The sequence below is a fragment of the Kribbella sp. NPDC026596 genome (genome assembly GCF_040638415.1).
Lineage (GTDB): Bacteria > Actinomycetota > Actinomycetes > Propionibacteriales > Kribbellaceae > Kribbella.
The window spans coordinates 36811-60922 of sequence record NZ_JBEZYF010000056.1 but is presented as its reverse complement, the minus strand read 5'-3'; the positions used below and the strand labels follow the sequence as shown (position 1 = coordinate 60922).

The 24112-nt window shown below is 68.4% G+C and carries 27 protein-coding genes; 18 read left to right on the top strand and 9 right to left on the bottom strand.

Going from position 1 to position 24112, the window contains the following annotated elements; genetic code table 11:
• Nucleotides 1-202 precede the first annotated feature (202 nt).
• The 5 genes from AB0E63_RS34320 (at nucleotide 203) to AB0E63_RS34300 (ending at nucleotide 3537) form a co-directional block, all read left to right on the top strand.
• Nucleotides 203-1036, top strand: a complete 834-nt coding sequence (locus AB0E63_RS34320) for an SDR family oxidoreductase (protein ID WP_360375428.1) — start codon at nucleotides 203-205, stop codon at nucleotides 1034-1036.
• Nucleotides 1033-2169 carry a saccharopine dehydrogenase NADP-binding domain-containing protein gene (locus tag AB0E63_RS34315; protein WP_360375426.1) on the top strand — a complete coding sequence of 379 codons (1137 nt, stop codon included), beginning with the start codon at nucleotides 1033-1035 and terminating at the stop codon, nucleotides 2167-2169. Before AB0E63_RS34320 ends, AB0E63_RS34315 begins: the two co-directional genes overlap by 4 nt.
• 62 nt (nucleotides 2170-2231) lie before the next feature.
• Nucleotides 2232-2420 (top strand): hypothetical protein, encoded by a 189-nt coding sequence (locus AB0E63_RS34310; RefSeq protein WP_360375424.1) that lies wholly within the window; start codon nucleotides 2232-2234, stop codon nucleotides 2418-2420.
• Nucleotides 2417-2809, top strand: a complete 393-nt coding sequence (locus tag AB0E63_RS34305; RefSeq protein ID WP_360375422.1) for a YccF domain-containing protein — start codon at nucleotides 2417-2419, stop codon at nucleotides 2807-2809. Before AB0E63_RS34310 ends, AB0E63_RS34305 begins: the two co-directional genes overlap by 4 nt.
• Nucleotides 2806-3537 (top strand): MBL fold metallo-hydrolase, encoded by a 732-nt coding sequence (locus AB0E63_RS34300; RefSeq protein ID WP_360375420.1) that lies wholly within the window; start codon nucleotides 2806-2808, stop codon nucleotides 3535-3537. Before AB0E63_RS34305 ends, AB0E63_RS34300 begins: the two co-directional genes overlap by 4 nt.
• Nucleotides 3538-3550: 13 nt before the next feature.
• Here the strand turns inward: AB0E63_RS34300 and AB0E63_RS34295 are convergent, their stop codons facing one another.
• Nucleotides 3551-4063, bottom strand: a complete 513-nt coding sequence (locus tag AB0E63_RS34295; RefSeq protein WP_360375418.1) for a hemerythrin domain-containing protein — start codon at nucleotides 4061-4063, stop codon at nucleotides 3551-3553.
• Nucleotides 4064-4113: 50 nt separating this feature from the next.
• Here AB0E63_RS34295 and ddaH point away from each other — a divergent pair, with 50 nt between their 5' ends.
• Entirely contained in the window at nucleotides 4114-4875 is a 762-nt protein-coding gene (ddaH, locus tag AB0E63_RS34290) for a dimethylargininase (protein ID WP_360375416.1), read from the top strand.
• Here ddaH and AB0E63_RS34285 read toward each other — a convergent pair.
• Together AB0E63_RS34285 and AB0E63_RS34280 are read right to left on the bottom strand one after the other, a co-directional pair.
• Nucleotides 4844-5779 carry a tetratricopeptide repeat protein gene (locus tag AB0E63_RS34285; RefSeq protein ID WP_360375414.1) on the bottom strand — a complete coding sequence of 312 codons (936 nt, stop codon included), beginning with the start codon at nucleotides 5777-5779 and terminating at the stop codon, nucleotides 4844-4846. The two genes, ddaH and AB0E63_RS34285, sit on opposite strands and share 32 nt — an antisense overlap.
• Nucleotides 5772-7127, bottom strand: coding sequence for a DNA polymerase IV (locus tag AB0E63_RS34280; protein WP_360375411.1), 1356 nt, complete (start codon nucleotides 7125-7127; stop codon nucleotides 5772-5774). Before AB0E63_RS34280 ends, AB0E63_RS34285 begins: the two co-directional genes overlap by 8 nt.
• Nucleotides 7128-7145: 18 nt before the next feature.
• Here AB0E63_RS34280 and AB0E63_RS34275 point away from each other — a divergent pair, with 18 nt between their 5' ends.
• The 11 genes from AB0E63_RS34275 to AB0E63_RS34225 all read left to right on the top strand — a co-directional run bounded on the left by AB0E63_RS34275 (nucleotide 7146) and on the right by AB0E63_RS34225 (nucleotide 17221).
• The gene (locus AB0E63_RS34275; protein ID WP_360375409.1) at nucleotides 7146-7922 is read left to right on the top strand and encodes an MBL fold metallo-hydrolase; all 777 of its coding nucleotides are present in this window, start codon (nucleotides 7146-7148) and stop codon (nucleotides 7920-7922) included.
• 56 nt (nucleotides 7923-7978) lie between these two features.
• Complete coding sequence (locus AB0E63_RS34270) at nucleotides 7979-8491, top strand: hypothetical protein (RefSeq protein ID WP_360375407.1); 513 nt, start codon at nucleotides 7979-7981, stop codon at nucleotides 8489-8491.
• Between the two features lie 81 nt (nucleotides 8492-8572).
• On the top strand, nucleotides 8573-10051 hold the full coding sequence (locus AB0E63_RS34265) for a glutamate--cysteine ligase (protein ID WP_360375405.1): 1479 nt from the start codon (nucleotides 8573-8575) through the stop codon (nucleotides 10049-10051).
• Between the two features lie 445 nt (nucleotides 10052-10496).
• A complete protein-coding gene (locus tag AB0E63_RS34260; RefSeq protein ID WP_355464225.1) occupies nucleotides 10497-10910 on the top strand; it encodes a universal stress protein in 414 nt (137 codons plus the stop codon).
• Nucleotide 10911: 1 nt separating this feature from the next.
• Nucleotides 10912-11535 carry an HhH-GPD-type base excision DNA repair protein gene (locus AB0E63_RS34255; RefSeq protein WP_360375403.1) on the top strand — a complete coding sequence of 208 codons (624 nt, stop codon included), beginning with the start codon at nucleotides 10912-10914 and terminating at the stop codon, nucleotides 11533-11535.
• 252 nt (nucleotides 11536-11787) lie between these two features.
• Nucleotides 11788-13113, top strand: a complete 1326-nt coding sequence (locus tag AB0E63_RS34250; protein WP_360375401.1) for an RNA polymerase sigma factor — start codon at nucleotides 11788-11790, stop codon at nucleotides 13111-13113.
• Complete coding sequence (locus tag AB0E63_RS34245) at nucleotides 13113-13385, top strand: DUF6412 domain-containing protein (RefSeq protein WP_360375399.1); 273 nt, start codon at nucleotides 13113-13115, stop codon at nucleotides 13383-13385. Before AB0E63_RS34250 ends, AB0E63_RS34245 begins: the two co-directional genes overlap by 1 nt.
• 45 nt (nucleotides 13386-13430) lie before the next feature.
• Nucleotides 13431-14108, top strand: coding sequence for a YidC/Oxa1 family membrane protein insertase (locus tag AB0E63_RS34240; protein WP_360375397.1), 678 nt, complete (start codon nucleotides 13431-13433; stop codon nucleotides 14106-14108).
• A 77-nt stretch (nucleotides 14109-14185) separates the two neighbouring features.
• Nucleotides 14186-15325 carry an ROK family transcriptional regulator gene (locus AB0E63_RS34235; protein ID WP_360375395.1) on the top strand — a complete coding sequence of 380 codons (1140 nt, stop codon included), beginning with the start codon at nucleotides 14186-14188 and terminating at the stop codon, nucleotides 15323-15325.
• The gene (locus tag AB0E63_RS34230; RefSeq protein WP_360375393.1) at nucleotides 15322-16164 is read left to right on the top strand and encodes a TIM barrel protein; all 843 of its coding nucleotides are present in this window, start codon (nucleotides 15322-15324) and stop codon (nucleotides 16162-16164) included. The genes AB0E63_RS34235 and AB0E63_RS34230 overlap by 4 nt, the downstream gene beginning before the upstream one ends.
• Before the next feature lies 1 nt (nucleotide 16165).
• Entirely contained in the window at nucleotides 16166-17221 is a 1056-nt protein-coding gene (locus AB0E63_RS34225) for a Gfo/Idh/MocA family oxidoreductase (protein ID WP_360375391.1), read from the top strand.
• A 6-nt stretch (nucleotides 17222-17227) separates the two neighbouring features.
• Here AB0E63_RS34225 and AB0E63_RS34220 read toward each other — a convergent pair whose 3' ends face one another.
• Both AB0E63_RS34220 and AB0E63_RS34215 read right to left on the bottom strand, forming a co-directional pair.
• Complete coding sequence (locus AB0E63_RS34220) at nucleotides 17228-17959, bottom strand: TetR/AcrR family transcriptional regulator (RefSeq protein WP_360375389.1); 732 nt, start codon at nucleotides 17957-17959, stop codon at nucleotides 17228-17230.
• A gap of 61 nt (nucleotides 17960-18020) precedes the next feature.
• A complete protein-coding gene (locus AB0E63_RS34215) occupies nucleotides 18021-18830 on the bottom strand; it encodes a phosphotransferase (protein WP_360375387.1) in 810 nt (269 codons plus the stop codon).
• A gap of 119 nt (nucleotides 18831-18949) precedes the next feature.
• Between AB0E63_RS34215 and ppk2 the strand changes: the two genes are divergently transcribed.
• Nucleotides 18950-19858 (top strand): polyphosphate kinase 2, encoded by a 909-nt coding sequence (gene ppk2 / locus AB0E63_RS34210; protein ID WP_360375385.1) that lies wholly within the window; start codon nucleotides 18950-18952, stop codon nucleotides 19856-19858.
• 9 nt (nucleotides 19859-19867) lie between these two features.
• Here ppk2 and AB0E63_RS34205 read toward each other — a convergent pair whose 3' ends face one another.
• The 4 genes from AB0E63_RS34205 to AB0E63_RS34190 form a co-directional block, all read right to left on the bottom strand.
• Nucleotides 19868-20605, bottom strand: a complete 738-nt coding sequence (locus tag AB0E63_RS34205) for a VOC family protein (RefSeq protein ID WP_360375383.1) — start codon at nucleotides 20603-20605, stop codon at nucleotides 19868-19870.
• Between the two features lie 602 nt (nucleotides 20606-21207).
• Nucleotides 21208-22725: an ATP-binding protein gene (locus AB0E63_RS34200; protein WP_360375381.1), complete on the bottom strand. Its 1518-nt coding sequence runs from the start codon at nucleotides 22723-22725 to the stop codon at nucleotides 21208-21210.
• Entirely contained in the window at nucleotides 22725-23426 is a 702-nt protein-coding gene (locus tag AB0E63_RS34195; RefSeq protein WP_360375379.1) for a response regulator transcription factor, read from the bottom strand. The genes AB0E63_RS34200 and AB0E63_RS34195 overlap by 1 nt, the downstream gene beginning before the upstream one ends.
• A 65-nt stretch (nucleotides 23427-23491) precedes the next feature.
• Nucleotides 23492-24025: a DUF5666 domain-containing protein gene (locus tag AB0E63_RS34190; RefSeq protein ID WP_360375377.1), complete on the bottom strand. Its 534-nt coding sequence runs from the start codon at nucleotides 24023-24025 to the stop codon at nucleotides 23492-23494.
• Nucleotides 24026-24112: the final 87 nt, after the last annotated feature.

Genomic DNA, 24112 nt, shown 5'->3' with positions numbered 1-24112 from the left:
TCTGGGTCATGGGGCCTCCCGGCCTGGACTGAGGAGCGGAGGGAGTGCAGCGACTGGAGCGACGAGGGAAGGCCGGCAGTAAAGCCCCATGACCCGCCGAGCCGGAGGCGAGGCCAAAAGCACTGTCATAGGCCCAGTCTATTGAGTATTCGGTCAATAAGCACTTACTGTTGAGTACCCACTCAACAAGCAGGAGGTCCAGATGCGTCCGTTGGCCGGTCAAGTCGTCCTCATCACCGGCGCGTCCCGGGGGATCGGCGCCGCGGTGGCCCGGAAGCTGGCAGGCGACGGCGCCAAGCTCGCGCTGATCGGCCTGGAGCCGGACGAGCTGAAGAAGGTAGCGGAGGACTGTGGCCCGGACGCCGGCTGGTGGGAGGCCGACGTCACCGACACCGAGTCGCTGCGTACGGCGGTCGAGGCGGTGGCCGAGCGGTACGGCCGGATCGACGTGGTGATGGCGAACGCCGGGATCGCGGCGCCAGGGTTCAGCCGGAGCATGGACCCGGCGGTCTGGGAGCGCGTCCTCGACGTTGACCTGTACGGCGTCTGGCGCACTGTCCACCTCACCCTGCCGCACCTGCTCGAGAGCAGGGGCTACCTGCTCCTGGTCTCGTCGCTCGCGGCCATCGTGCACATCCCCGGACTCGCGTCGTACAACGTGGCCAAGGCCGGTGTCGAGGCGATGGGCGACACGCTGCGGCCGGAGCTGAAGCACCTCGGCGTCCGGGTCGGAGTCGCGCACATGACCTTCGTCGACACCGACATGGTGCGCGGAGTGGACAGCCACCCGGTGTTCGGCAAGGTCCGCACCGGCATCCCGTTCGCGAGCAAGGTGTACTCACTCGACTTCGCCGTGGACAAGTTCGTCGCAGGCATCAGCAAGCGCTCTCGTACCGTGCACGTGCCTGGATGGATCGGTGCGATGAAAGTGTTCCGCTGGGTGATTCCGCACGTGATCGAGGCGGGTTCGCGCTTCAGCGTGCCGAAGGCTGACCGGGCAGCGCTCGCTTACGAGGAGAAGGCCGGACACCAGTGAGCCGCGAGTACGACGTCGTCCTGCTCGGCGCGAGTGGGTTCACCGGATCACTGACCGTGGAGTACCTCGCCAAGAACGCGCCGGCCGACCTCAAGTGGGCGGTTGCCGGACGCAACCAAAAGAAGCTTGAGGTCTTCGGAAAAGATGTCCTCTACGCGGACGTCACCGACCCGAAGTCCCTCCAGACGCTCGCCGAGTCGACGAAGGTCGTCGCCACCACGGTCGGGCCGTACGTCCAGTACGGCGAACCGCTCGTGGCCGCATGTGCGGAAGCAGGCACCGACTACCTCGACCTCACCGGCGAGTCCGAGTTCGTCGACCGCATGTACGTCCGCTATCACGAGCGCGCCGTCCAGACCGGTGCCCGGATCGTGCACGCGTGCGGCTTCGACTCGATCCCGTACGACCTCGGCGTCCAGTACACCGTCGAACAGTTGCCGGAGCGGGTCCCGATCCAGGTCGACGGTCTGCTTCGCGGCGGCGGCCGGCCCTCCGGCGGCACCTTCCACACCGCGATCACCGCGTTCTCCCGCCCGAAGCAGAACCTCGACGCCCACCGCGCCCGCCGCCGCGCCGAACCGCGTCCCGAGGACCGCAAGGCCCGCGCGGTGCCGGGCAAGATCCATCGCCAGCAAGGCTTCTGGGCGGTCCCATTGCCGACGGTCGACCCGCAGATCGTCGCCTACTCTGCCCGGCTGCTCGATGCCTACGGCCCCGACTTCCGCTACTCGCACTACGCGGCGATGAAGCGTCTCCCGATGGTTGCCGGAGGCATCGGTGCCGTCGGCCTCCTGATCACGGCCGCGCAGATACCGCCGCTGCGGAAGGCCTTGCTCAGCAGGCTGAAGCCCGGAGATGGTCCAAGCCCGGAGCGCCGCGCGCGGTCCTGGTTCAACGTCCGGTTCGTCGGCCGCGGTGGCGGCAAGCAGGTGATCACCGAGGTGGCGGGCGGCGATCCCGGGTACGACGAGACCGCGAAGATGCTCGCGGAGAGCGCACTCTGCCTGTCCCGCGACGATCTCCCGGTCACGGCGGGCCAGACCACCACAGCCGCGGCCATGGGTCCGGCGCTGCGCGAGCGGCTCGTGAAGGCGGGGATGACCTTTGCCATCCTCAGCACGGACGACTACTAGTCCCGACGGAGTCCGGATCGCGCTCCACGAGTACGGCGATCCGACCGCACCCGTGCTCGTCTGTGTCCACGGCTACCCCGGACGGCGACGCGTTCGTCACCACGCTGTGGCAGACCGACATCGCGCGCTGGGCCCCGAACCTGACCGTGAAGCTGGTCAGGGGTGGCCACTGGATGCCCCGGAACGATCCCGGACTTGTCGCCCGGCTGGTACGGGAACACACCCGTCAGGTGGCAGGCTGGGAGACATGAGGACACTTCTCAACCTGATCTGGCTGGTGCTGGCCGGGTTCTGGCTGGCGATCGGCTACGCGGTCGCCGGCATCATCTGCTGTGTGCTGATCGTGACGATCCCGTTCGGCATCGCGGCGTTCCGGATCGCCGGGTTCACGCTGTGGCCCTTCGGCCGGACCATGGTCGACAAGCCGAGCGCCGGCGCGGGCGCGCTGCTCGGCAACCTGATCTGGATCATCTTCGCCGGCTGGTGGCTGGCGCTCGGCCACCTGGCCACCGGCATCGCGCTGTGCCTGACGATCATCGGCATCCCGCTCGGCGTCGCGAACTTCAAGCTGATCCCGATCTCGCTGGTCCCGCTGGGCAAGGAGATCGTGCCCAGCGACCGCCCGTTCGCCGCCCGGTGAGGTCGCTCGCTGTCCTCGGCTCCTGCGGCGCCTGGCCCGAGGCCGGCCGTGCGTGCGCCGGCTTCCTGCTCGAGTACGACGGCTTCAGCGTGGTCCTCGACCTCGGGTACGCCGCCCTCCCACGGCTGCTCGAACACCGTCCGCAGGGCGACGTCGACGCGGTCGTGGTGACCCACCAGCACCCCGACCACTGTGTCGACGTGAGCGCTCTCGCCCGCGTCAGATACTACGAGGCACCGGATGCACCGCCCATCCCGCTGCACTGCGCCCCGGGCGTTCTCGACGTACTCCGTGCCCTCGAACCGGAGCCCGACCCGGCCGCCGTCTTCGCGGTCCACGATCTCCTGACGACCACGCAGCTCGGCCCGTTCGCCGTCGAGACTGTCGAGTTGCCGCACTACAAGACCAACCTCGGCGTGCGACTGACAGCGCCGGGAGTGTCCGTTGCCTACACCGGCGACAGCGGACCGTCGCCCGACCTGCACAAGCTGGCTGACGGAACTGACCTCTTCATCTCCGACGCGACCCTGCAGGGCCCGTCACCACAGACAACCCCCCGCTTCATCATGACCGCCACCGAGGCAGCCCGTGGTGCCCGCGGGGCGAGGCGCCTACTCCTGACGCACTTCTGGCCGGGCTCTGATCGGTCGGTCTCGGTCGCGGAGGCAGCACAGGAGTTCGACGGCGAGGTCATTGCAGCCGAGGAAGGCCTCGTACTCACGCTCTGACCCGACCGACGGATCAGGTCGCGTGGGACACGATCTTGCGCACGTTGGCGATGTCACCGCAACCGGAGTCGGTCAGGCGGGCGCGTTCCTCGGCGAAGGTGTCGCCCAGCTTCCGCCTGACCTCCTCGGTCACGTCCGTCCGCGCCGGGTTGAGGACGTCGCGCTCCTCCTCGTCGAGGTGGTGGGAGAGCGCCTCGGACAGCTCGTGCAGCTTGTCGCCGAACTTCTCGCTGTCGGTGTCCTCGACCTCCATCAGCTCGAGCAGCGCCTCGTTCCCCTCAGCGTGCTCGTGCTCGGAGTGCTCGACCTCCTCGGCGTCGATCGCGTCCTTCTTCCGCAGCGCGGGATAGACCTTCGACTCCTCGGCTTCGGCGTGCGCGATCAGCACGGTGGCCAGGTCGGCGAGCACGGCCTCCCGATCGCTCCGCACGTCCCGCAGCTCCCGCAGCGCCTCCTCGAACCACCGGTGGTCCGCGAGGATGATCTCGACCACGTCGCCACCAGTTGCCGGCAGGATCTTCGGCATCCGCTTCCTCCAGTCTCAGGGGCCTCCCGGTACCCCCGTTAACCTGCAGCATGCCCACCGCCTTGGTTCGCCGTCCCAGCCCGCGCCTCGCCGACGGACTCGTCACCCACATCGAACGGACCCCGGTCGACGCCGATCTCGCCGTACGACAGTGGCAGGCGTACGTCGACGCACTCGAGGCCACCGGATGGACCACGGTCGAGGTGCCCGCGATCGACGAGTGCCCGGACGGCGTCTTCATCGAGGACACGATGGTCGTGTACGACGATCTGGCGGTGATCGCGCGGTCCGGCGCCGAGGAACGCCGGCCGGAATCCGCCGCAGCGGCAAAGACGGTCGAGGGACTGGGCTACCGCCTCACGGACATCACCGAACCGGGCACCCTCGACGGCGGCGACGTTCTCAAGATCGGATCGACCGTGTACGTCGGCCAAGGCGGACGTACGAACGAAGAGGGCATCCGGCAACTGCGAGACGCGCTAGCGCCGCTCGGGACCGACGTACGCGCGGTGCCGGTGCGGAAGGTGCTGCACCTGAAGTCGGCCGTGACGGCGCTGCCGGACGGGACCGTGATCGGGTATGAGCCACTCGTCGACGACCCGGCGGCGTTCGACCGCTTCCGGCCGGTGCCCGAGGTGGCGGGGTCGCACGTCGTCCTGCTCGGGGAGGACCGGCTGCTGATGGCCGCGTCCGCGCCGAAGTCGGCCGAGCTGTTCGAGCAGCTCGGCTACAAGCCGGTCGTCGTCGACATCAGTGAGTTCGAGAAGCTCGAGGGCTGTGTCACCTGCTTGTCGGTGCGGCTGCGCCGTTGAGCAACCGCCGCGCTTCCTCGGCTGCCACCACATCCCGCTTCTTGCCCCGCGCCTCGGCCACGTCGCACGCCTCCACCAGTGCCGTGCGATAGACCGAGGTGTCGGGATGGCCCGCGGCGGCGTCCTCGACTGTCCGGGTCAGTGCCTCGAGCGCGGCCGAGATCTCGCCGCACGCGAGCAGCGCCCGGCCGAGTGCCGCTCGGTCGCGGAGCAGCTGTGGGTCGTGCGGCTCCAGGTCGCGGGCGTCGACAGCGACGATGTCCGCGAGGAGTTGCGCCTCCGAGCGCGGACCGCCGACCATCAACCGTGCCCCGGCGACCGCCTCGGCCGCGGCCCGGGTCAGCTCATGGTTCGGCCCGAACACCTCCACGAGTTGAGGCGTCACCAGCTCGAACCACGCGATCGCCCGTCCGTAGTTCGCAGTAGCGAGCAGCCCTTGCGCGACCCGCAGCCGAACCCGCAGCGTGGCCGGATCGTCGGCCGCGAGGACCTTCTCGCGCTCGATCAGTGCCGACTGGTAGAAGGGCAGCGCCTGACCGGGCTCGCTCCGGTCCCAGTACGCCTCGGCCCGCTGGTACGCCGGATCGCCGTCGAGCTCCGGGTGCTGCGCGAGCGCCGACACCGGCCGGCGTACGGCGGTCTCGATCGGCTGCTCGATCACCTGCCGGCCGACGTAGCTGCGGCCGCCGGTCGGGATGATCCGGTACCGCCCGATCTTCGACACCGGGACCCACAGGATCGTGCTGTACAGCGTGCGTACCGACGAGCCGCAGTTCTCACAGATGTCGTGGTGCCCGTAGAAGCGGCCGCCCATCGGCCTGGCCGTCTCGACGCCCCGCGACGCCACGGACGACGCCGTACACGGTCCACAGAACGGGTAAACCCCCCGCCGTTCCTCATTCACCTGACCCATTCTGGTCATTTTCGGGTTCGTCGTCCTCATCCGCCGCGGCGGGTACGACTTTTGCCAGGGCTGGATCGTCGACGGCGAACGTGCGGACCGGGCCTGGTGGGGTCTCGGCGGTCTCGAAGCGAACCGTGACCCGGCCGCGGCCGGAGCCCCAGACCCAGCCGGGCCCGTAGTCCGGATGCGTGACGTCCTGGCCAGGGTAGAAGCCGATCGAGTCGCGGGCGCGCTCGGGCAACTCGACCACCTCGACCGGCGTCTCGGCGTGCTCGCTCTCGGTGAAGAGGTCGTCCTGGATCCAGTCAGCCAGTGACGACACCCCGACGCCGAGCAACCGGATGCCGCCACCGATCTCGCTGTCGTCGAGGAGCCGGCGCGCGACCCGGGCGATCACCCGGGCATCGTCGGTCGGACCGGCCAGCGTCGACGAGCGGGTATGGGTGGTGAAGTCGTGCATCCGGGTCTTCACTGTGACGGTCCGGCCGGAGAGCTGTGCCTTCTGCAGGCGTTCGGAGACGCGGTGGGCCATCCGGTCGCCGATCGCGGCCAGCAGCGCGCGGTCGATGAGGTCGGTCTCGAAGGTGTCCTCGACGCTGACCGACTTGGTCTCCCGGTCGCTCACCACCGGGCGGTCGTCGGCCGCGACCGCGAGCCGGTGCAGGCTCGTGCCGTGGGCGGATCCGACCTGCCGGACCAGCTCGTCCTCGTCGAGTTGCTGCAGGTCCGCGACCGTACGGACGCCCGCCATGCTGAGCCGCTGGGCTGTCGCCGGACCGACCCCGGGGATCACGGTGACCTGCATCGGCGCGAGGAACTCGGCCTCCGTCCCGGCCGGCACGACGACCACACCGTCGGGCTTGTCCAGGTCGCTGGCGATCTTCGCGATCAGCTTCGAGGTCCCGGCGCCGACCGACGCGGTGAGACCGCCGCTGACCTTCCGGATCGCCTCCTTGAGATCCGCTGCGATCGCCTGCACGTCGTCGACCGTGAGCCCGCTGAGACCGGACGCGGCCAGGTCGATGAACGCCTCGTCCAGCGACAGCGGCTCGACCAGCGGCGAGAGCGCCCGCATCTCCGCCATCACCGCCTGGCTGGCCCGCCGGTACACCTCGAAGCGCGGACCCAAGTACGCCGCGTGCGGACAGCGGGATCGCGCTTCCGCGGTCGACATGGCGGAGCGGACGCCGTACTTGCGGGCCTCGTACGACGCGGTCGACACGACACCGCGGACGCCGACGCCGCCGACGACGACGGGCTTGCCCCGCAGCGACGGCTTGTCCCGCTGCTCGACGGCCGCGAAGAACGCGTCCAGATCGACATGCAGCACCGACGGATCCCCTCGCACGAAACCAGTGTCCCCGGTATGACCGACAATTCCGGAATGAGCTTCCCCACGCACTGGGACGACGGCACCGATCCGGCCAGTCCCGAGCACCAGGTCCACTGGTACGACGACCGCACGGCGATCATCCGCCAGTCGCTCCGGACCAACTTCGAGGGCCCGTTCCTGTACCTGCTCCTCGGCACCGAACGCGCCCTGCTGCTGGACACGGGCACCGGTCACGCCCAGCTGCGCCCGCTCGTGGAGAGCCTGCTGACCGGCCAGGAGTTGATCGTCGCGCACACGCACGGCCACGGCGACCACGTCGGCGGGGACTCCGAGTTCGACCACGTCGTCGGGCTGACCGCCGACGAGGTCGCAACCTACTTCGGTCTGGACTGGCCGGAGGGTGCCGGCCGGCTCGACCTCGGGGAGCGGGTCGTCGACATCCTTCCCATCCCAGGTCATCAGGGCGCCGACATCGCCGTCTACGACCGGGCGACCCGGCTGCTGCTGACCGGCGACTCCCTCTATCCGGGCCGGCTGTACGTGAAGGACTGGGCCGCCTTCCGCGCCAGCGTGCGCCGACTGGCCGACTTCGTTGCTTCGGGCAATCCGGTGGAGTGGATCCTCGGCGCGCACATCGAGCTGACCCGCGAGCCCGGCCGTGACTACGAGATGGGCGCCGACCGGCATCCCGGCGAACACGAGCTGCCGCTCGAGCCCGGCGTACTGACCGAGCTCGCGGACGTGCTCGACGAGGCCGGACCCGAGCCGACCCGGATCGTGCGCGACCACTTCATCGTCTACCCGGTCTAGACGTGGCGAGGCAGGCGGTTCATAGCTGAACTCGCCACTTCGAACGTGCCCTGGAGGTGTTCGTTGCGCAAGGCATCGAGATCCTTGGGCACCGGGCCGCGCTGTGGGAGGCGACCCGGGTCACGCTCGACCTGATCGCCGAGCACGGCCTTGCGTGCGACTCGTCCTTGATGGGCGACGATCGCCCGTACGTCCTGGATGTCGCGGACCGGTCGATCGTCGAGTTGCCGGTGTACTGGTCGCTCGATGACTGGGAGCCCGCGTATCTTCCGTCGCCGCAGATCGGCTCTGTCATCGAGTCCCCGCGGAAGGTGCTGGAGCTGTGGACCGCGGAGCTGGACGCGATGCGGCACTATCGCTGCCTGTTCAACCTGTGCCTGCACCCGTTCCTGTCCGGTCGCCCGAGCCGGCTGCTCGCCCTGCGGTCGCTGATCGAGTACGCCCAGGCGTCCGGCGGCATCACCTTCGCACGCTGCCGCGACCTGGCCGACGCCACCCATTCCGACCCGTCACTCCAGCCGCGCAAACCGCCGACCGTCTCGGCAGACCCCGCCGTCTACCCCGACTGACCGATCCCACGACGCGATTGCGTACCCCACGAGCGGGCACCTTCAGGCAGACTGAGGCCAGTAGCCAGCAGGGGAGGCGCAATGGGTGAGGAAGTCGACCGGGTCGAGTTCACCCGGGCAGACCGGACCGCTTTTCGCAATCAGGTCCATCGCAATCTGGATGCCTTCGCGCGGATGCTGCGCGAGGCCCGGTTCGCCCCCGACCGGCCGATGACGGGGATCGAGATCGAGCTGAACCTGGTCGACGAACAGTGCGACCCGGCGATGAAGAACTCCGAGGTGCTGAGCGCGATCGAGGACGACGCGTTCCAGACCGAGCTCGGCCAGTTCAACATCGAGATCAACGTGCCGCCCGGGCAGATCGACGGCATCGGGCTGGACACGATGGAGTCCAACATCCGCGACAGCCTGAACGCGGCCGAGGAGAAGGCGTCCCGGACCGGCTCGTCGATGGTCGTGGTCGGCATCCTGCCGACGCTGCTCACCGAGCACATCCATCGCGAGGCGCTCAGCACGAATCCGCGCTATGCCTTGCTCAACGACCAGATCTTCGCCGCGCGGGGTGAGGACGTGCAGATCCACATCGACGGGATCGAACGGTTACAGGTCACCGCGGACAGCATCGTGCCCGAGGCCGCGTGTACGTCGACACAGTTCCATCTCCAGGTCACCCCGGAGGCGTTCTCGCGGTACTGGAACGCGGCGCAGGCGATCTCCGGCGTACAGCTCGCCGTCGGTGCGAACTCGCCGTTCCTGTTCGGCAAGGAACTCCTGCGGGAAACCCGGATCGCGTTGTTCGAGCAGGCCGCTGACACCCGCACCCACGAGCTGAAGACGCAGGGCGTGCGGCCGCGGGTGTGGTTCGGTGAACGTTGGATCACCTCGATCTTCGACCTCTTCGAGGAGAACTCGCGGTACTACCCGGCCCTGCTGCCGGTCACCTCCGACGAGGATCCGATCGCGGTCCTCGACCGCGGTGACACGCCGGCCCTTTCGGAGTTGCGGCTGCACAACGGGACGATCTATCGCTGGAACCGGCCCGTGTACGACGTTGTCCGGGAGAAGCCGCATCTGCGCGTCGAGAATCGTGTGCTGCCGGCCGGGCCGACAGTCGTCGACACAATCGCGAACGGTGCCTTCTACTTCGGTCTGGTCAGGGCGCTGGCCGATGACGAACGGCCGATCTGGTCGCAGATGTCTTTCAGCGCCGCGGAAGAGAACTTCCACAACGCGGCCAAGAACGGGATCGACGCCGAGGTGTTCTGGCCGGGTGTCGGTACGGTGCGGGCGACCGAGCTTGTGCTAAGACGCCTTCTGCCATTGGCTTCCCGGGGTCTCGACGCGTGGGGCGTCGACGCTGCGGTGCGTGATCGGCTGCTGGGGATCATCGAGCAGCGCTGCCTGATGAACCGCAACGGTGCGTCATGGCAGGCGGATGAGTTTCATCGACTGTATACAAAGGGATCGTACGGACGACGCGACGCGTTGCGCGGGATGCTGCGTAGATACCGCGATCACATGCACGAGAACACTCCCGTGCACGAGTGGCCCGTGGACTGAACCGGTTAGTTATTTACGACAACGAAGGACAAGAAGAGCACGCTTCGCTTCGCTCGGCGGGAGTGTTGGGGGCACGCCTCGCCTGGCTCGGCGGGGGTTGAGCGGGCGGAACTGGGGTCCCTCGGGTGGAACCTTGCGACCTTGCCCAGGGCAACTGGGTGGACGAGTTCGATAACGACCCGGACTACAGGGGTGGCGCGTTGGGTGACAGCCCTGCAAAGGTGTGGCCACCGGAAGGTTAGAGAGTTCCGTCGCGGGTAGTACTCGGGCACCGGCGTGGCTGCCACAACGGTGGCTGGGGCGGTGGTGGAGTACTACCCGCGCGACGATCAGCCGACCGTGTCCGCCGCGACACAACAGGTGTAAACGCTGCGGATGCCGACCACGGTCGGGAGCAGTATCGTTCGGAACGGGTCGACACGACACCCGGAGGTGAGGCAGGGCGATGACAACCATCGTCGTGGGTTACGTGCCGAAGGCGGAGGGCCGTGCGGCCCTTCGGCGGGCGGCGGAAGAAGCAACGCTTCGAGACGCCAAGCTGGTGGTGGTGAACTCGCATCGGGGCGGACGCAGCTTCGACAGTGACGAGGCCGCGGCGAGTGATGCCGCACTGACGGAAGTACGGGAGCAGCTCGACTCGACCGGTGTGCCGTACGAAGTGCGGCAGCTGGTGCGTGGACTCGATCCGGCGGAGGACCTGGTGGCCGTCGCCGAGCAGGTGCACGCGGAGTTCATCGTGATCGGCCTGCGCCGCCGGTCCCCGGTCGGAAAGCTCATCCTCGGCAGCAACGCGCAGCGGGTGCTGCTCGATGCCCCGTGTCCCGTGCTGGCTGTGAAGGCCGAAGAAGGGGAGGAGTGAGGTGACTTCGACACGCAGCAAGAAGCTGTGCCTGGCACAGCAGCCTGACGCCGACGAGATGCTGAGCAGAGATCCGTTCGCCCTGCTGGTGGGCATGTTGCTGGACCAGCAGATTCCGATGGAGCGGGCGTTCGCGGGCCCGGTCTCGATCGCCAAGCGGATGGACGGCCCGTTCGACCCGGCCACGGTCGCGCACTACGACCCGGACGCGTTCGTGGAGGTGGTGGCCGGCCCGCCGGCCGTGCACCGGTTCCCGACCGCGATGGCCGCGCGGATCCAGACCCTGGCCAAGCACCTCGACGAGGCGTACGGCGGTAACGCTTCGGGGCTCTGGTCCGATGTCAAGTCAGGGGACGATCTGCTGGCCAGGCTGTCCGCCCTGCCGGGCTTCGGCGCGCAGAAGGCCAAGATCTTCGTCGCGTTGCTCGGCAAGCAGCTCAAGGTCCGCCCGCGCGGCTGGCGCGAGGCGTCCGAGCCGTACGGCGAGGACGGCGCGTACAAGTCCGTCGCGGACGTGATCGACGTCGCCTCGCTGGTGCGGGTGCGGCAGTTCAAACAAGAACAACAGCTGGTCCGGCAGCGGGTCGTGGCCCGCGGGCCGCTGCGGCAGACCCGCAACGGGTGAGGACGACCGACGGCGCAGGAACTCGCTGACGTGCGCAGGCCTCTACCGGTAAGGGAACGCCCGTCCGGTGGAGGCCTGAGCATGTCGTTCGGGGGGTCGCGCGAGGCGTGGGCTTGGTTCGCGGATTACAATGTAGTGTTGCCGCCGCCTGACCAGCGAGCAGCGCACACTGAGTCATATCCAGAACATGGCACCACCAGCACCATCACAACGTACCGCCGTACAAACCCTGCGTCAGACGAGAGGTAATTCGTGTCGTCCAGCTCGTCCGAGAATCTTCCCGCCGAGTCAGCCCGGGCGGTGGCCGCCACCGCCCGCAGCACGGCTCCGAGGACCAGCGCCCGAGTGACCGAGCCCGCTGCCAAGAAGGCGGCCGTGAAGAAGGCCGCGGTTAAGTCTGCCGCCAGCACCAAGGAGGACGGTATCCCCGCCGCGAAGAAGGCCGCCGCCAAGAAGGCGCCGGCGAAGAAGGCCGCTGTTTCCGAGGCTGGTCTGGCGATCGACCCGAAGACCGGCAAGCCCCGCGCGCTGGACGATGTCGACGAGTCGGACTTCAGCCCCGACGCGGTGAAGCCGCTGGAGAAGGAGCTTCGCGAGGACGAGGGTTTCGTCGTCTCCGAGGCCGACGAGACCGACGAGCCCGAGCAGCAGGTGATGGTCGCCGGCGCCACCGCGGACCCGGTCAAGGACTACCTGAAGCAGATCGGCAAGGTCCCGCTGCTGAACGCCGAGCAGGAGGTCGAGCTCGCCAAGCGGATCGAGGCCGGCCTGTTCGCCGAGGAGCAGAGCGGCGACGAGGCGAACAAGCTGAAGGAGAAGGTCCGCGACGAGTACGAGTGGATCTCCGAGGACGGCCGCCGGGCGAAGAACCACCTCCTCGAGGCCAACCTGCGCCTGGTGGTGTCGTTGGCCAAGCGCTACACCGGCCGCGGGATGCTGTTCCTGGACCTGATCCAGGAGGGCAACCTCGGTCTGATCCGCGCGGTGGAGAAGTTCGACTACACCAAGGGCTACAAGTTCTCGACGTACGCCACCTGGTGGATCCGGCAGGCGATCACCCGCGCGATGGCCGACCAGGCCCGGACGATTCGTATTCCGGTGCACATGGTCGAGGTCATCAACAAGCTGGCCCGCGTCCAGCGGCAGATGCTGCAGGACCTCGGTCGGGAACCCACTCCGGAAGAGCTCGCCAAGGAGCTCGACATGACCCCGGAGAAGGTCATCGAGGTGCAGAAGTACGGTCGCGAGCCGATCTCGCTGCACACTCCGCTCGGTGAGGACGGCGACTCCGAGTTCGGCGACCTGATCGAGGACTCCGAGGCGATCGTGCCGGCCGAGGCGGTCTCGTTCACGCTGCTGCAGGAGCAACTGCACGCCGTGCTCGACACGCTGTCCGAGCGCGAGGCCGGTGTGGTCTCGATGCGGTTCGGCCTGACCGACGGCCAGCCGAAGACGCTGGACGAGATCGGCAAGGTGTACGGCGTGACCCGGGAGCGGATCCGGCAGATCGAGTCGAAGACGATGTCGAAGCTGCGGCACCCGTCCCGCTCGCAGGTCCTGCGGGATTACCTGGACTGATGACCATGGGTCAGGCGATCGCCGGCGTGCTCGCGCTGATGGTGCCTGCCCCCTGGAGTGTCACCGACACAGCCGCTGTGGCCGCCGCCGTGTTCACGGCGGCGGCCTTGCTGTTCATGCTTGTCCTGGTCGCGCGCTCGTCGGCGCCCGCGGCCACCCCACTCCTGGCGCGAGCGGCCTCGGTCCGCGACCGCGCCGAGCAGACCGTCTTCCTCCGGCTGTGCGACCCTGACGCCGCCGGCAGGCCACGTCCACGAGCACCGGGACGGTAGCGCTCCACCTCGCTACCCGTTCCTTCTCACTCGTGGAGTTTCGCTGTGCCTTCCTTCTTGGAGGCACCGGTCGCCGGTGCCTATCACTTGCTCACGTCCCTCGTCACCGCCATCCAGCCGCTCGCCGGCAGTTATGCCGCCGTGATCGCGATCGTCCTGTGCACCCTCGCCGTACGGTTGTGTCTCGTTCCGCTCAGCCTGCGGGCCCATCGCGGGTTGCGTGCCCGCGCTGCGCTGATGCCCGAGCTGAAGAAGCTCAGTGATCGTCACCGTGGCGATCCCGAGCGGCTTCAGCGCGAGGTCGCGAAGCTGCAGGCGGAGTCGGGTACGACGCTCTTCGCCGGGTTCCTGCCGACGCTCGCGCAACTGCCGTTCTTCTGGCTGATGTACATGCTGTTCTCCCGCGCGGTCGTGGCGGGGGAGTCGAACCAGTTGATCAGCGGCAGCCTCCTCGGCGCACCACTCGGCCTGCATTGGCCCATCCTCACCGGCACCCCGGCGTTCGTCGTACTCGCCGTCCTGCTGGCAGTGGTGGCCTGGTTCTCGGCGCGCCTCGCACTGCGTCAACTGGACGAGACGGCCACACCGCTGTCCCGGCGCCTCGCCCAGCTGCTGCCTTTCGGCACGCTGCTCAGCGCGTCGTTCCTCCCGCTCGCCGCCGGCCTCTACCTGCTCACCACCACCGCCTGGACGGTCGCCGAACGCACCATCCTGCAACGGTGAACCAGCCGTTGCCGCGCAGCGGATTATTCTGCTACCGTCTTTAATAAAGCCGGTTGCATAACCGCGATGGGAGGCCGATGGACGCCGTACGAACGGCGAATCAGGTCGCCTGTCTGCGCGTTCTGGCCGACACCGACAGCGCGCAAACTGTCGGGGTCATCAGTGCGGAGACCGGACTGTCGCGACCCACGGTGCACGCCGTTCTCGACGATCTCCTGGCGGCCGGCCTGGTTGAGGCCACCGACCCGTCAACGGTCGGGCCGGGGCGGCCGGCGCGGGCGTTCCGGTTCGCCCGGGAGGCTGGGCTGGTGGCCGGCGTCGACCTCGGACCGCGTGGGGCGCGGGCCATCATTTGCGACCTGTCCGGCCGCCGGATCGGCCACACCGAGCTGAAGCCGGACCGGCGCGCCGGCGTCTCGGTGATCCAGCGCGCGGTCCAGGCCGCCGCGGACGAGAACTCGATCGACCTCGAGCGACTTCGGGCGGTCGGCGTGGCACTGCCCGGGGTGATCGAAACGAACGGTCACCTGCGCGCCAGTCTCGCGCTGCCCGAGCTGGTCGGCCTGCCGATCGCGGACCAGGTGTCACAGGACCTCGGGCGGCCAGTTGCCATCGACAACGACATCAAGCTGGCGGCACTTGCCGAGCAGCGCGGCGGCGCCGGCCGCGGGTACTCCGATGTCGTCTATCTCCAGATCGGTCGTCGGCTGTCCGTGTCGATCGTCCTGAACGGAGTCATCCGGCAAGGACGTCACCGTCTCGCCGGGGAGCTCGGAGCACAACGCGGCATGCGCTGGACGCGGAACGCGCAGCGGGGTCACTTGGTCTGGACGTCACACCCGACCAGTGAGGCCGTAGTGCGGGCGGCGGCTGCCGGCGATCCGGACGCTCGAGCCGAGATCGCGGATTTCTGCCGGCAGATCGCCGGGCGCATCGCCACCGTGCTGCTTGTCGTCGATCCCGAGGTCGTGGTCGTGCGGGGTGGGCCGGCGCAGGACAGCGACGAGCTGCTTCGTCCCCTCGAGGCCGCGGTCGAGAGGGAGTTGCTCTTCCCAGAGCGTCCACCGTTCGTCGCCTCGGCCCTGGGTCATGAGGCAGTGGTGCTCGGGGCGGTCGGCAATGCGTTCGACCAGTTCGGTTCAAGCATCTACGGCGTCCACGACTACCCGAGTCCGTGGCGCCAGATCACTCACGACGTGGAGAGGACCACCCAGTGAAGCTAGGAGTCAGTTCGTACTGCTTCCGCTCGCTCATGACCAGCGGTGAGATGGACCTGATCGCTGTCCTGGATTGGGTCGCGGCATCACCCGCGGGACATCTGGAGATCGCGGCCATGGACGGGGAGTACTACCTCGAGAACGACGCGGTGGTGCGCGATACGGCCGCGCACGCGAATGACGTCGGCGTACCGATCGTGAACTACCTGGTCAGCGGCGACCTGCGGACGGCGGAGGACAAGGAGATCGACCGCCTTCGCCGGCAGCTGGATGTCGCCCACCGGTTCGGGGCTCGCATCTTCCGCCACGACGTCGCCCCGTGGGCGTGGCGTGAGCAGGATCCGGGGGAGTTCGAGTCGACATTCGCGCAGGTTGTCGAAGGCTGCCGGGCCGTGGCGGATCACGCCGCGGAGCTGGGCATCGTCTCGACGATCGAGAACCACGGCTTCTTCATGAACGGCAGCGACCGGCTCGCCCGGCTCGTGCACGCCGTGGATCGCCCGAACTTCCGGGTCACGCTGGACCTCGGCAACGGACTCTGCGTCGGCGAGGTGCCCGGCAAGACGGCCGCCGGACTGATCGATATCGCGGCCTCGGTGGGCGTGAAGGACTTCCACATCCGCCGGTCGGCGGGCGACGGCTGGCTGAAGACGCTGGCCGGCGACTACCTGCTCGGCACGATCTCGGGACACGGAGACCTGGACCTGGCCGGCCTGCTGGCACTGGTCAGCACCAAGCCCGACGTACCGGTGAGCCTCGAGTTCGAGGGTCTGGAGTCGACTCCGGACGCCATCGAGCGCTCGCTCAACAACATCCTCAGACTGGCAGGAGCTGCCTGACATGACGACCCGAATTGCTGTCATCGGTGTGGGCGCGATCGCGACCCAGCACCTGATCTCGTACCAGAAGAACCCGCAGGCCGAACTGGTGGCCGTGTGTGACATCGACCAGACGCGGGCCAAGGCGCAGGCCGACAAGTTCGGCGTACCGCGGGCAACGGATGTCGTCGACGAGGTGCTGGCCGACCCCGGCGTCGATGCCGTCAGCATCTGCGTGCCGAACCTCCTGCACGCCAAGATCGCGGAGGCGGCGCTGCGTGCCGGCAAGGACGTGCTCGTCGAGAAGCCGATGTCCGTGACGGTCGCCGAGGCCGAGTCGCTGGTCCGGGCGACCCAGGAGACCGGGCAGGCGCTGCAGATCGGCTACGTACGGCGCTTCGCCCCGAACGCCCTGGTGACCAAGCGTTTCCTGGACGAGGGCGAGTTCGGCGACATCTACGCCGCGCGGGCCACGATCATCCGTGCGGCCGGCAACCCCGGTGGCTGGTTCGGCGACGTCGACATCTCCGGTGGCGGCCCGCTGATCGACCTGGGCGTCCACATCATCGACCTGTGCTGGTACCTGATGGGCATGCCGACCGCGGTCACGGTGTCGGGGGTGACGTTCTCGACGCTGGGTGCCCGGGACAACATCCAGCACCTGACCCGGTACCGGGCCGCGTCCGAGACGCGGGTGAACAACGTCGAGGACTACGCGACCGCGCAGGTCCGGTTCGAGAACGGGGCGGTTCTCGACGTGGACACGTCGTACTCGCTGCACGCGCGGAACTCGACGAGTGTGAAGATCCACGGTGACAAGGGCGGCGCGGAGATCGAGCCCGAGCTGCTGATGATCACCGAGCGGCACGACACGCTGTTGCACATCCAGCCGCAGATCGATTCGCTCGGCTTCGACTTCGCCGTCGGGTTCGCCAACCAGATCGACCACTTCCTGCAGATCTGCCGCCGGGAGATCCCGGCCGACGCCACCGCCGAGCAGGGCCTCGAGATGGCTCGCATCCTGTCGGCGATCTACGAGTCCGCCCGGATCGGGTCCGAGGTGACCATCAAGCGGTGACCATGGTCAGTTGCGGGCCAACCGGGCCTCGAGGCCGTCGAGGATCCGGTTGAGCCCGTAGCTGAAGGAGTCCTCGGACCCTTCGACCAGGTCAGCTTCTCCATACGCGGCGTACAGCGCGCGCATCCGCGCGTACGGCTCGGCGGCCCGCACCGCCGCCGGCCACACCGCCGCCTGCCACGCGGCCATGTCCTTGCCGCTGCGCCGCAGCTTGCTGATCGTCGCCGCCTCGACCGAGGCGATGCCGATGACGTACCCGAGCACTGTCTTGCAGGCGTTGTCGGCCTCGGTCAGCTCGAAGCCTGCGGTCAGGTAGGTGCCCAGCATGTCGTCCGAGACACGCATCAGGTTCGGGCCGAGGTAGTTCATCCCGACGTCGGACAGGGTCTGGGCGAACCAGGGGTGGCGCACGATCATCGCCCGGAGGCTCCGCGCGGACGCTTCTGCCGCCGTCCGCCACTCGGCCGGATCGGAGACCTCGGGCACCTCGATCTCGGCGTACACCTCGTCGACGACGAGCTCGATCAGCTCGTCCTTGTTCGCGACGTGCCAGTAGACGGCGGTCGCCACCGCGCCGAGCGCGGCGCCGAGTTTGCGCATCGTCAGCGCCTCGAGCCCGTCGGTGTCCAGCAACTTGATCGCCTCGGCCACGATCTTCTCCTGACCGAGCGCCGGCTGCTCCCGCCGGCGCCCGCGCTTGGGCCGCGTCCAGACCGATGAGTACTCCTCGGTCGCCATGCGGCCCACAGTAGCTCAGCCCTTGAACGCCGTGCAGGACCTGACCAGCGTTCAATTGGCCTCAGCTGATCAGGGCGGTGGTGAGGGAGTCGGCGTTCTCCTTGAGCCAGATCTGGCGGTGCTTGATCTGGTCGCCGACTCCCTCGCTCCACATCCGCTGCCAGCCGCCGCCGAGGGTCTCCGCCCGGTACTTCATGACGTGCCACCCCCGCCCGCCCAGCCCGATCGCCAGTCCCATCAGCCGCTTCCGGTCCTCCAGGGAGAGGCCGTACGCATCAGCGATCAGCCGGCACCGCCGATGGCGGTCCAGACCGCGCATCGCGGGGTCGAGGTCGGCGTCCGCGCCGAACGGCGCCCACCACAGCATCAGGTTGACGAGCTCGCGGGCCCGGCTGGCCGGGCGGGCGAGGTCGAAGTCGATCAACGCGTACGCGCGCCCGTCGCGGAAGATCACGTTCTCCGGCGTGATGTCCTGGTGCCCGACGAGCTCCGGCGGATCGGCGAGATCCGGCAGACCGGGCGGCTCGATCGGCGGCGGCAGGTCCGTCGGGATCCCGAATCCTTCGACGGCGTCGTGGTACGCGCGAATCAGTCGGGCGACCGAGAGCATCCGCTCCTCGTCCGCGATCCAGTCGGGGCGTGGCCGGCCGGCGACCTCGCCTTCGATGTAGGTGAGCGCGTGACGCCCGGCGGAGTCGACGCCCAGGAACCGTGGCGCACCGTCGAACCCGACCGACTCGAGGTGCAGCAACACCTCCCGGACGAGTTCGGCGCGCTCACCGGGCGGCCGCCGTACCGTGTCGCCGACGCGGACCAAACCCTCGGTCACGTCACCGCCGGTCAGCGGAATCTCTTCACCTTCGTCGATCACAAAGCCTCATTCCAGTGCGTGAACTCTTGATCCTAGGGCTCGCGTCCGCTGGACTCTCACTGAATTACCCCGATGAGTTGTTCACCTGGATGTCATCGTTGGAGTTGAGTCTTGGGCTCATGAGTACCCCCGATCTGGTTCGAGAGCTCGGCTTCCGCGTCGTCGACGAGGAGGACGACGACCCCGTGCTGCTGCGCGCCGACGGTACGCCGGTCGACACCTGGCGCGAGGGTTATCCGTACGGCGAACGGCTGCCGCGGGAGATCTACGACCGGGACAAGCGGCTGCTGCAAATCGAGTTGCTCAAGCTGCAGTACTGGGTGAAGCGGTCGCAGCAGAAGCTGGTGATCGTGTTCGAGGGACGTGACGCGGCCGGCAAGGGCGGCACGATCAAGCGGTTCATGGAGCACCTGAACCCGCGCGGCGCGCGCATCGTCGCGCTGGAGAAGCCGACCTCCCGCGAGCAGACCCAGTGGTACTTCCAGCGGTACGTCGAGCATCTGCCGGCCGCGGGGGAGATGGTGCTGTTCGACCGGTCCTGGTACAACCGGGCCTGCGTCGAGCGGGTGATGGGTTTCTGCTCGCAGGACCAGTACGAGGAGTTCATGCGGCAGGCGCCGGAGTTCGAGCGGATGCTGGTCCGCTCGGGGATCCTGCTGGTGAAGCTGTGGTTCTCGGTGTCACAGGCCGAGCAGCAGACCCGCTTCACGATCCGGCAGATCGACCCGGTCCGGCAGTGGAAGCTGTCGCCGACCGACCTCGCGTCGCTGGACAAGTGGGCCGACTACACCGAGGCCAAGGAGGCGATGTTCCACTACACGGACACGCCGCACGCCCCCTGGACCGTGGTCAAGAGCAACGACAAGAAACGCGCCCGTCTGGAAGCCATGCGCCACGTCCTCAGCCTCTACGACTACACCGACAAAGACGTAGAACTCGTCGGCACCCCGGACCCCAAGATCCTCGGCCCAGCCGCCCAAGTCCTGGAACACGGCGAGTCAGCCACCCGGGTTTTCCCGGCCCTGTAGGGCGCTCGGTCAGCGTGGGGCGAGGACGCAGAAGTCGTTGCCTTCTGGGTCGGCCAGGATCTTCCAGGCCACGTCGCCCTGGCCGAGGTCGACGTCGGTGGCGCCGAGGGACCGCAGTCGGGCCACCTCGACCGCTTGATCGTCACCGTCGTACGGCAGGACGTCGAGGTGGATGTGGTTCCAGACGGCCGGTTCGCCGGGCGTACGGAGGAACTCCAGATAGGGCCCGACACCCTTGGCCGAACGCAACCTCGCGTGATCGTCGGTCACCTCGTGCAGGGTGAAGTCCGCTGCCTCGGCCCAGAACCCGGCCATCGCCCGCGGATCCGCGCAGTCGACCACCACCGCAGCGATCGGCCCGGTGTCCCGGTAGATCTCGCGAGGCTCCAGCACACAGAACACGTTGCCCTCTGGGTCGGCCAGGACCGTCCACGGTACGTCGCCCTGCCCGACGTCGGCCGGCGTCGCGCCAAGCTCTATCAGGCGCGCGACCAACTCCGCCTGATGGGCCGTGGAGGTGGTGGCGAGATCGAGGTGCACCCGGTACTTCACCGTCTCCGGGTCCGGGACGACAACGAGATCAACGCAGACAGCGGTGGGGTCCGGCCAGACGAAGCCCACGGGTTCGAGGTTCGTCACGCCGGGACCCTCGCTGGAAACCCCCCAGCCGAGCGCCTCCGCCCAGAACGCCCCGAGCGCGGAATCATCCAGAGCCTTGATATTCACCTGCACAAGCCGCGTACCCATGCCGGCGATCCTATGCACACCACGTGCCAAGACACACACAAATACCGTCGCCAACCAGATCAACTCGCCCGTCACCTGAAGTGCTCAATCCCACAAGACAATGTCAGCCGACAACAGGCGGCAGCACCGGCGCTAAGCAAGCCGACCGCAGCCGACACCCTGCGCAGCGCGGGTGGAGTCAGCGACAAGCCGGACCGCCGAGCCACAGCCCGGTACACCCCGAGGCAGCAGCTCCAGGTGTGTTCCCAGAGATGTGAACTCGCGATGGACTGGGGAGGGTTTCTCCCCGAATCGGGGGTAAAACCCTCCCCGGTCTACGGGTAGCTGTCGGTCGGCAACGGCGGTCGTCTCGCGGAACGTGTGCCGGCCCGGGGTGGTTGATCGCGCACGACAGCGCGCAGCACGCAGGACTCAACCCAGCACGCCTCAGCACAGTCGCTTGGCCCACCACGGTCCGCGAGGCACTCGACCGCGGGCGGCAGCCCGCCCAGCCCGGCGATAGCCGGGCATCGACGAGCCGGCGCTGAGCCGGAGGGCGGGTGGGAGCGCGCGGAGCAGGCGCGACGAATGAGTGACTGCTGGAGCACGCGTGGGGACGAAACCTACGTGCTGAGGGGTAGGTGGACGGTGAAGGTGGCGCCGGTGGGGGGTGTGTCGGTGACGAGGACTTGGCCTTGGTGGGCGGCTACCAGGGCGGCGACGATGGAGAGGCCGAGGCCGGAGCCGCCGGTGGAGCGGGTGCGGGCGGAGTCGGCTCGGTAGAAGCGTTCGAAGACGCGGGTCTTTTGCTCGTCGCTCAGGCCGGGGCCGGTGTCGCTGACCTCGAGGATCGCCTCGCCGCCGCGGGTGCCGACGGACACGGTGATCGGGGCCTCGAGCGGTGTGTGATGGAGCGCGTTGCTGACCAGGTTTCCGAGCACCTGGCGCAGGCGGGTTTCGTCGCCCTCGACCACCGGCGCCTCCGAGTCCGGCAGGATCCGCAGCGAGATGTTGCGACCCGGCTGCACGGCCTGCGCGTTGTGCAACGCGTCGGCCGCGATGGGGAGCAGGTCGACCGGCTCCATCTTCAGCGGACGTTGCTGGTCGAGCCGCGCGAGCAGCAGCAGGTCGTCCACGAGGAGTCCCATCCGCTTCGCCTCGTCCTCGATCCGCCGCATCGTGTCGGCGTCTCCCGCGTCGCCGCGTTGCCGGGTGAGCTCCGCGAATCCGCGGATCGACGTCAGCGGCGTACGCAGCTCGTGCGAGGCGTCCGCGACGAACCGGCGCATCCGGTCCTCCGACTGCCGCGCCGCCTCCTCGGACCGGCGGGCGACGTCCTCGGACTGACGAGCCGCTTCCTCGGACCGCCTGGCCGCGAGCTCCGACGCGGTCCGCTGCGCGAAGGCGGTCTCGATCTGCCCCAGCATCTGGTTCAGCGCGAGCGACAACCGCCCGACCTCGGTCCGCGGATCGCGTTGCGGCACCCGCCGGCTCAGATCCCCGCCGGCGATCGCGACCGCGGTGTGCTCGACGTCCTCCAGTCCGCGCAGACTTCGCCGTACGACGTACGTCCCGACGCCGGCCAGCAGGACGAGCAAGATGACGCCGGCCGCGGCCTGGACGCCGATCAGTCGCTGGATGGTGCGGTCCATGTCGCCGAGGCTCTGGGCCACAGTCACCGAACCGGTGCCGTTGTCGAGCGACAGCGCGACGACGCGCCAGGTCGCGTTGCCGGACACGGCGTCGGTGTTGAACGGCTGGCCCTCGAGGGCTCGCACCTGGTTGAGGTTGAGTTTCGGCAGGTTCGGCAGCGGATCGGTCTCGGCCAGCGGAGCACGGAACACTGAATCGTCGGGGGTGCCCTCAGAGTCGTTGAACTGGATGACGATGAGGCTCGGCAACGGTCGGTTCCGGCCGGGACCGGGCCGGGGCGGCCGATTGGCGGGGGCGTTGTCGTGCTGGAACGCGGCCGCTGTTTTCGTCAGTTGGTCGTCGACCCGGTCGACCAGGTAGCCGCGCATGATCGTGGTGGCCAGGAGTCCGGAGGCGGCAAGCGCGAGCGCCACCAACGTCAGCAGGACGACGACGATGGTGACGCGGAGGGGGTACCGGTCGGCGAAGCGCCGGTGGGTCAGTTGCATCAGTTGGGGCCTCGGGGGGTGCGCAGGACATAGCCGACCCCGCGGACGGTATGGAGCAGCTTCTGGTCGCCGGTGTCGACCTTACGACGCAGGTAGGACATGTACGACTCGACCACACCGGCGTCACCGGCGAAGTCGTAGTTCCAGACCGCGGAGAGGATCTGGCCCTTCGACATCACTCGTTCGGCGTTCTCCAGTAGGCAACGCAGCAGCTTGAACTCGGTGAGCGACAGCTGGACCGCCTCGCCGCTCTTGAAGACCTCGTAGCTGTCCTCGTTCAGTTCCAGATCGGCGTACCGCAGTACGGCAGCCTCGGTGGTGGTCTGCTCACGATGACCGGACCGGCGCAGCAGCGCGCGGACCCGGGCGACCAGCTCGTCCAGACTGAACGGCTTGGTGACGTAGTCGTCGCCACCGGTGTGCAGGCCGAGGACCTTGTCCTCGACCGCGTCGCGAGCGGTGAGGAACAGCACCGGCACATGCCGGTCCTCACCGCGCAGCCTTCGGACTACCTCGAACCCGTCCAGACCGGGCATCATCACGTCGAGAACGACCAGGTCGGGCTCCACCTCACGGGCCTTGCGCAGCGCCTCGGCGCCATGGGTCGCCGTGGTCACGTCGTACCCGGCGAAACGCAGACTCGCGGACAGCAGCTCGACGATGTTCGGCTCGTCGTCGACGACCAGCAGGTGCGGACTCATGCCCTCAGTCTGCCGCCGATATCCGTGTGAATCCTGGAAGGTTCCTGGCAATCAGCTGTGAGTCGTCATCTGGGCCCGTGCTTGAACCCCCATTTCTGACCGGCCGCGTCCCGGGCCGTGCCGTCGTTGATCGACGTCGCGGTCGCGGTGTTGTCCGCCACCACGGCGCTGACCGACACGGTGCTGCCGGTCTTGATCGACGCGATGCCGTCCCGGGCCGAGTTCACCAAGGTCTCGGCGGCGACCTGGTAGGTGCGGCTGTAGCCGTCCTCGCTCTTCACTGTGATCGAGTCCTTGCTGACCGCGGTCACCTCGCCGCGCTGGGTGGCGACGGTCTGGTACCCGCCGCCGTCCTTCGGGACCACGAACTCGCCGTGCAGCGCCCCGCCGAGGCCGAACTCGCCGCGGTGCCCGAAGCCCTTGCCGGGACCAGGCTGGCCCTGTTGGTTCGGGGCCGACGGTGACGCCGAGGGCGAGTTGGACGGGGACGGCGTCGGATCGGCGCTGTTCGCCGCCCAGGCCACCCCGCCGGCGGTGGTGGTCACGGCGACCGCGGCCACCGTGCCGAGAAGTCTCCACCGCTTCTCTGAAAGCTTCATGCTGCCTGCCTTCCGTACTGTGCCAGGCCATCACCTGGCACTGGTTCTTTCCACGCTGCCCCTCCGACCTGAGACAGGCCTCCGGTG

What these genes read in the sequence shown, in the direction of transcription:
- ddaH (WP_360375416.1), top strand. Translation starts at nt 4,114, where the DNA reads ATGCCCACCGCCTTGGTTCGCCGTCCCAGCCCGCGCCTCGCCGACGGA.
- AB0E63_RS34295 (WP_360375418.1), bottom strand. Translation starts at nt 4,063, where the DNA reads ATGCCGAAGATCCTGCCGGCAACTGGTGGCGACGTGGTCGAGATCATC.
- AB0E63_RS34200 (WP_360375381.1), bottom strand. Translation starts at nt 22,725, where the DNA reads ATGCAACTGACCCACCGGCGCTTCGCCGACCGGTACCCCCTCCGCGTC.
- AB0E63_RS34320 (WP_360375428.1), top strand. Translation starts at nt 203, where the DNA reads ATGCGTCCGTTGGCCGGTCAAGTCGTCCTCATCACCGGCGCGTCCCGG.
- AB0E63_RS34305 (WP_360375422.1), top strand. Translation starts at nt 2,417, where the DNA reads ATGAGGACACTTCTCAACCTGATCTGGCTGGTGCTGGCCGGGTTCTGG.
- AB0E63_RS34260 (WP_355464225.1), top strand. Translation starts at nt 10,497, where the DNA reads ATGACAACCATCGTCGTGGGTTACGTGCCGAAGGCGGAGGGCCGTGCG.
- ppk2 (WP_360375385.1), top strand. Translation starts at nt 18,950, where the DNA reads ATGAGTACCCCCGATCTGGTTCGAGAGCTCGGCTTCCGCGTCGTCGAC.
- AB0E63_RS34225 (WP_360375391.1), top strand. Translation starts at nt 16,166, where the DNA reads ATGACGACCCGAATTGCTGTCATCGGTGTGGGCGCGATCGCGACCCAG.
- AB0E63_RS34235 (WP_360375395.1), top strand. Translation starts at nt 14,186, where the DNA reads ATGGACGCCGTACGAACGGCGAATCAGGTCGCCTGTCTGCGCGTTCTG.
- AB0E63_RS34265 (WP_360375405.1), top strand. Translation starts at nt 8,573, where the DNA reads ATGGGTGAGGAAGTCGACCGGGTCGAGTTCACCCGGGCAGACCGGACC.
- AB0E63_RS34205 (WP_360375383.1), bottom strand. Translation starts at nt 20,605, where the DNA reads ATGGGTACGCGGCTTGTGCAGGTGAATATCAAGGCTCTGGATGATTCC.
- AB0E63_RS34245 (WP_360375399.1), top strand. Translation starts at nt 13,113, where the DNA reads ATGACCATGGGTCAGGCGATCGCCGGCGTGCTCGCGCTGATGGTGCCT.
- AB0E63_RS34220 (WP_360375389.1), bottom strand. Translation starts at nt 17,959, where the DNA reads ATGGCGACCGAGGAGTACTCATCGGTCTGGACGCGGCCCAAGCGCGGG.
- AB0E63_RS34190 (WP_360375377.1), bottom strand. Translation starts at nt 24,025, where the DNA reads ATGAAGCTTTCAGAGAAGCGGTGGAGACTTCTCGGCACGGTGGCCGCG.
- AB0E63_RS34195 (WP_360375379.1), bottom strand. Translation starts at nt 23,426, where the DNA reads ATGAGTCCGCACCTGCTGGTCGTCGACGACGAGCCGAACATCGTCGAG.
- AB0E63_RS34275 (WP_360375409.1), top strand. Translation starts at nt 7,146, where the DNA reads ATGACCGACAATTCCGGAATGAGCTTCCCCACGCACTGGGACGACGGC.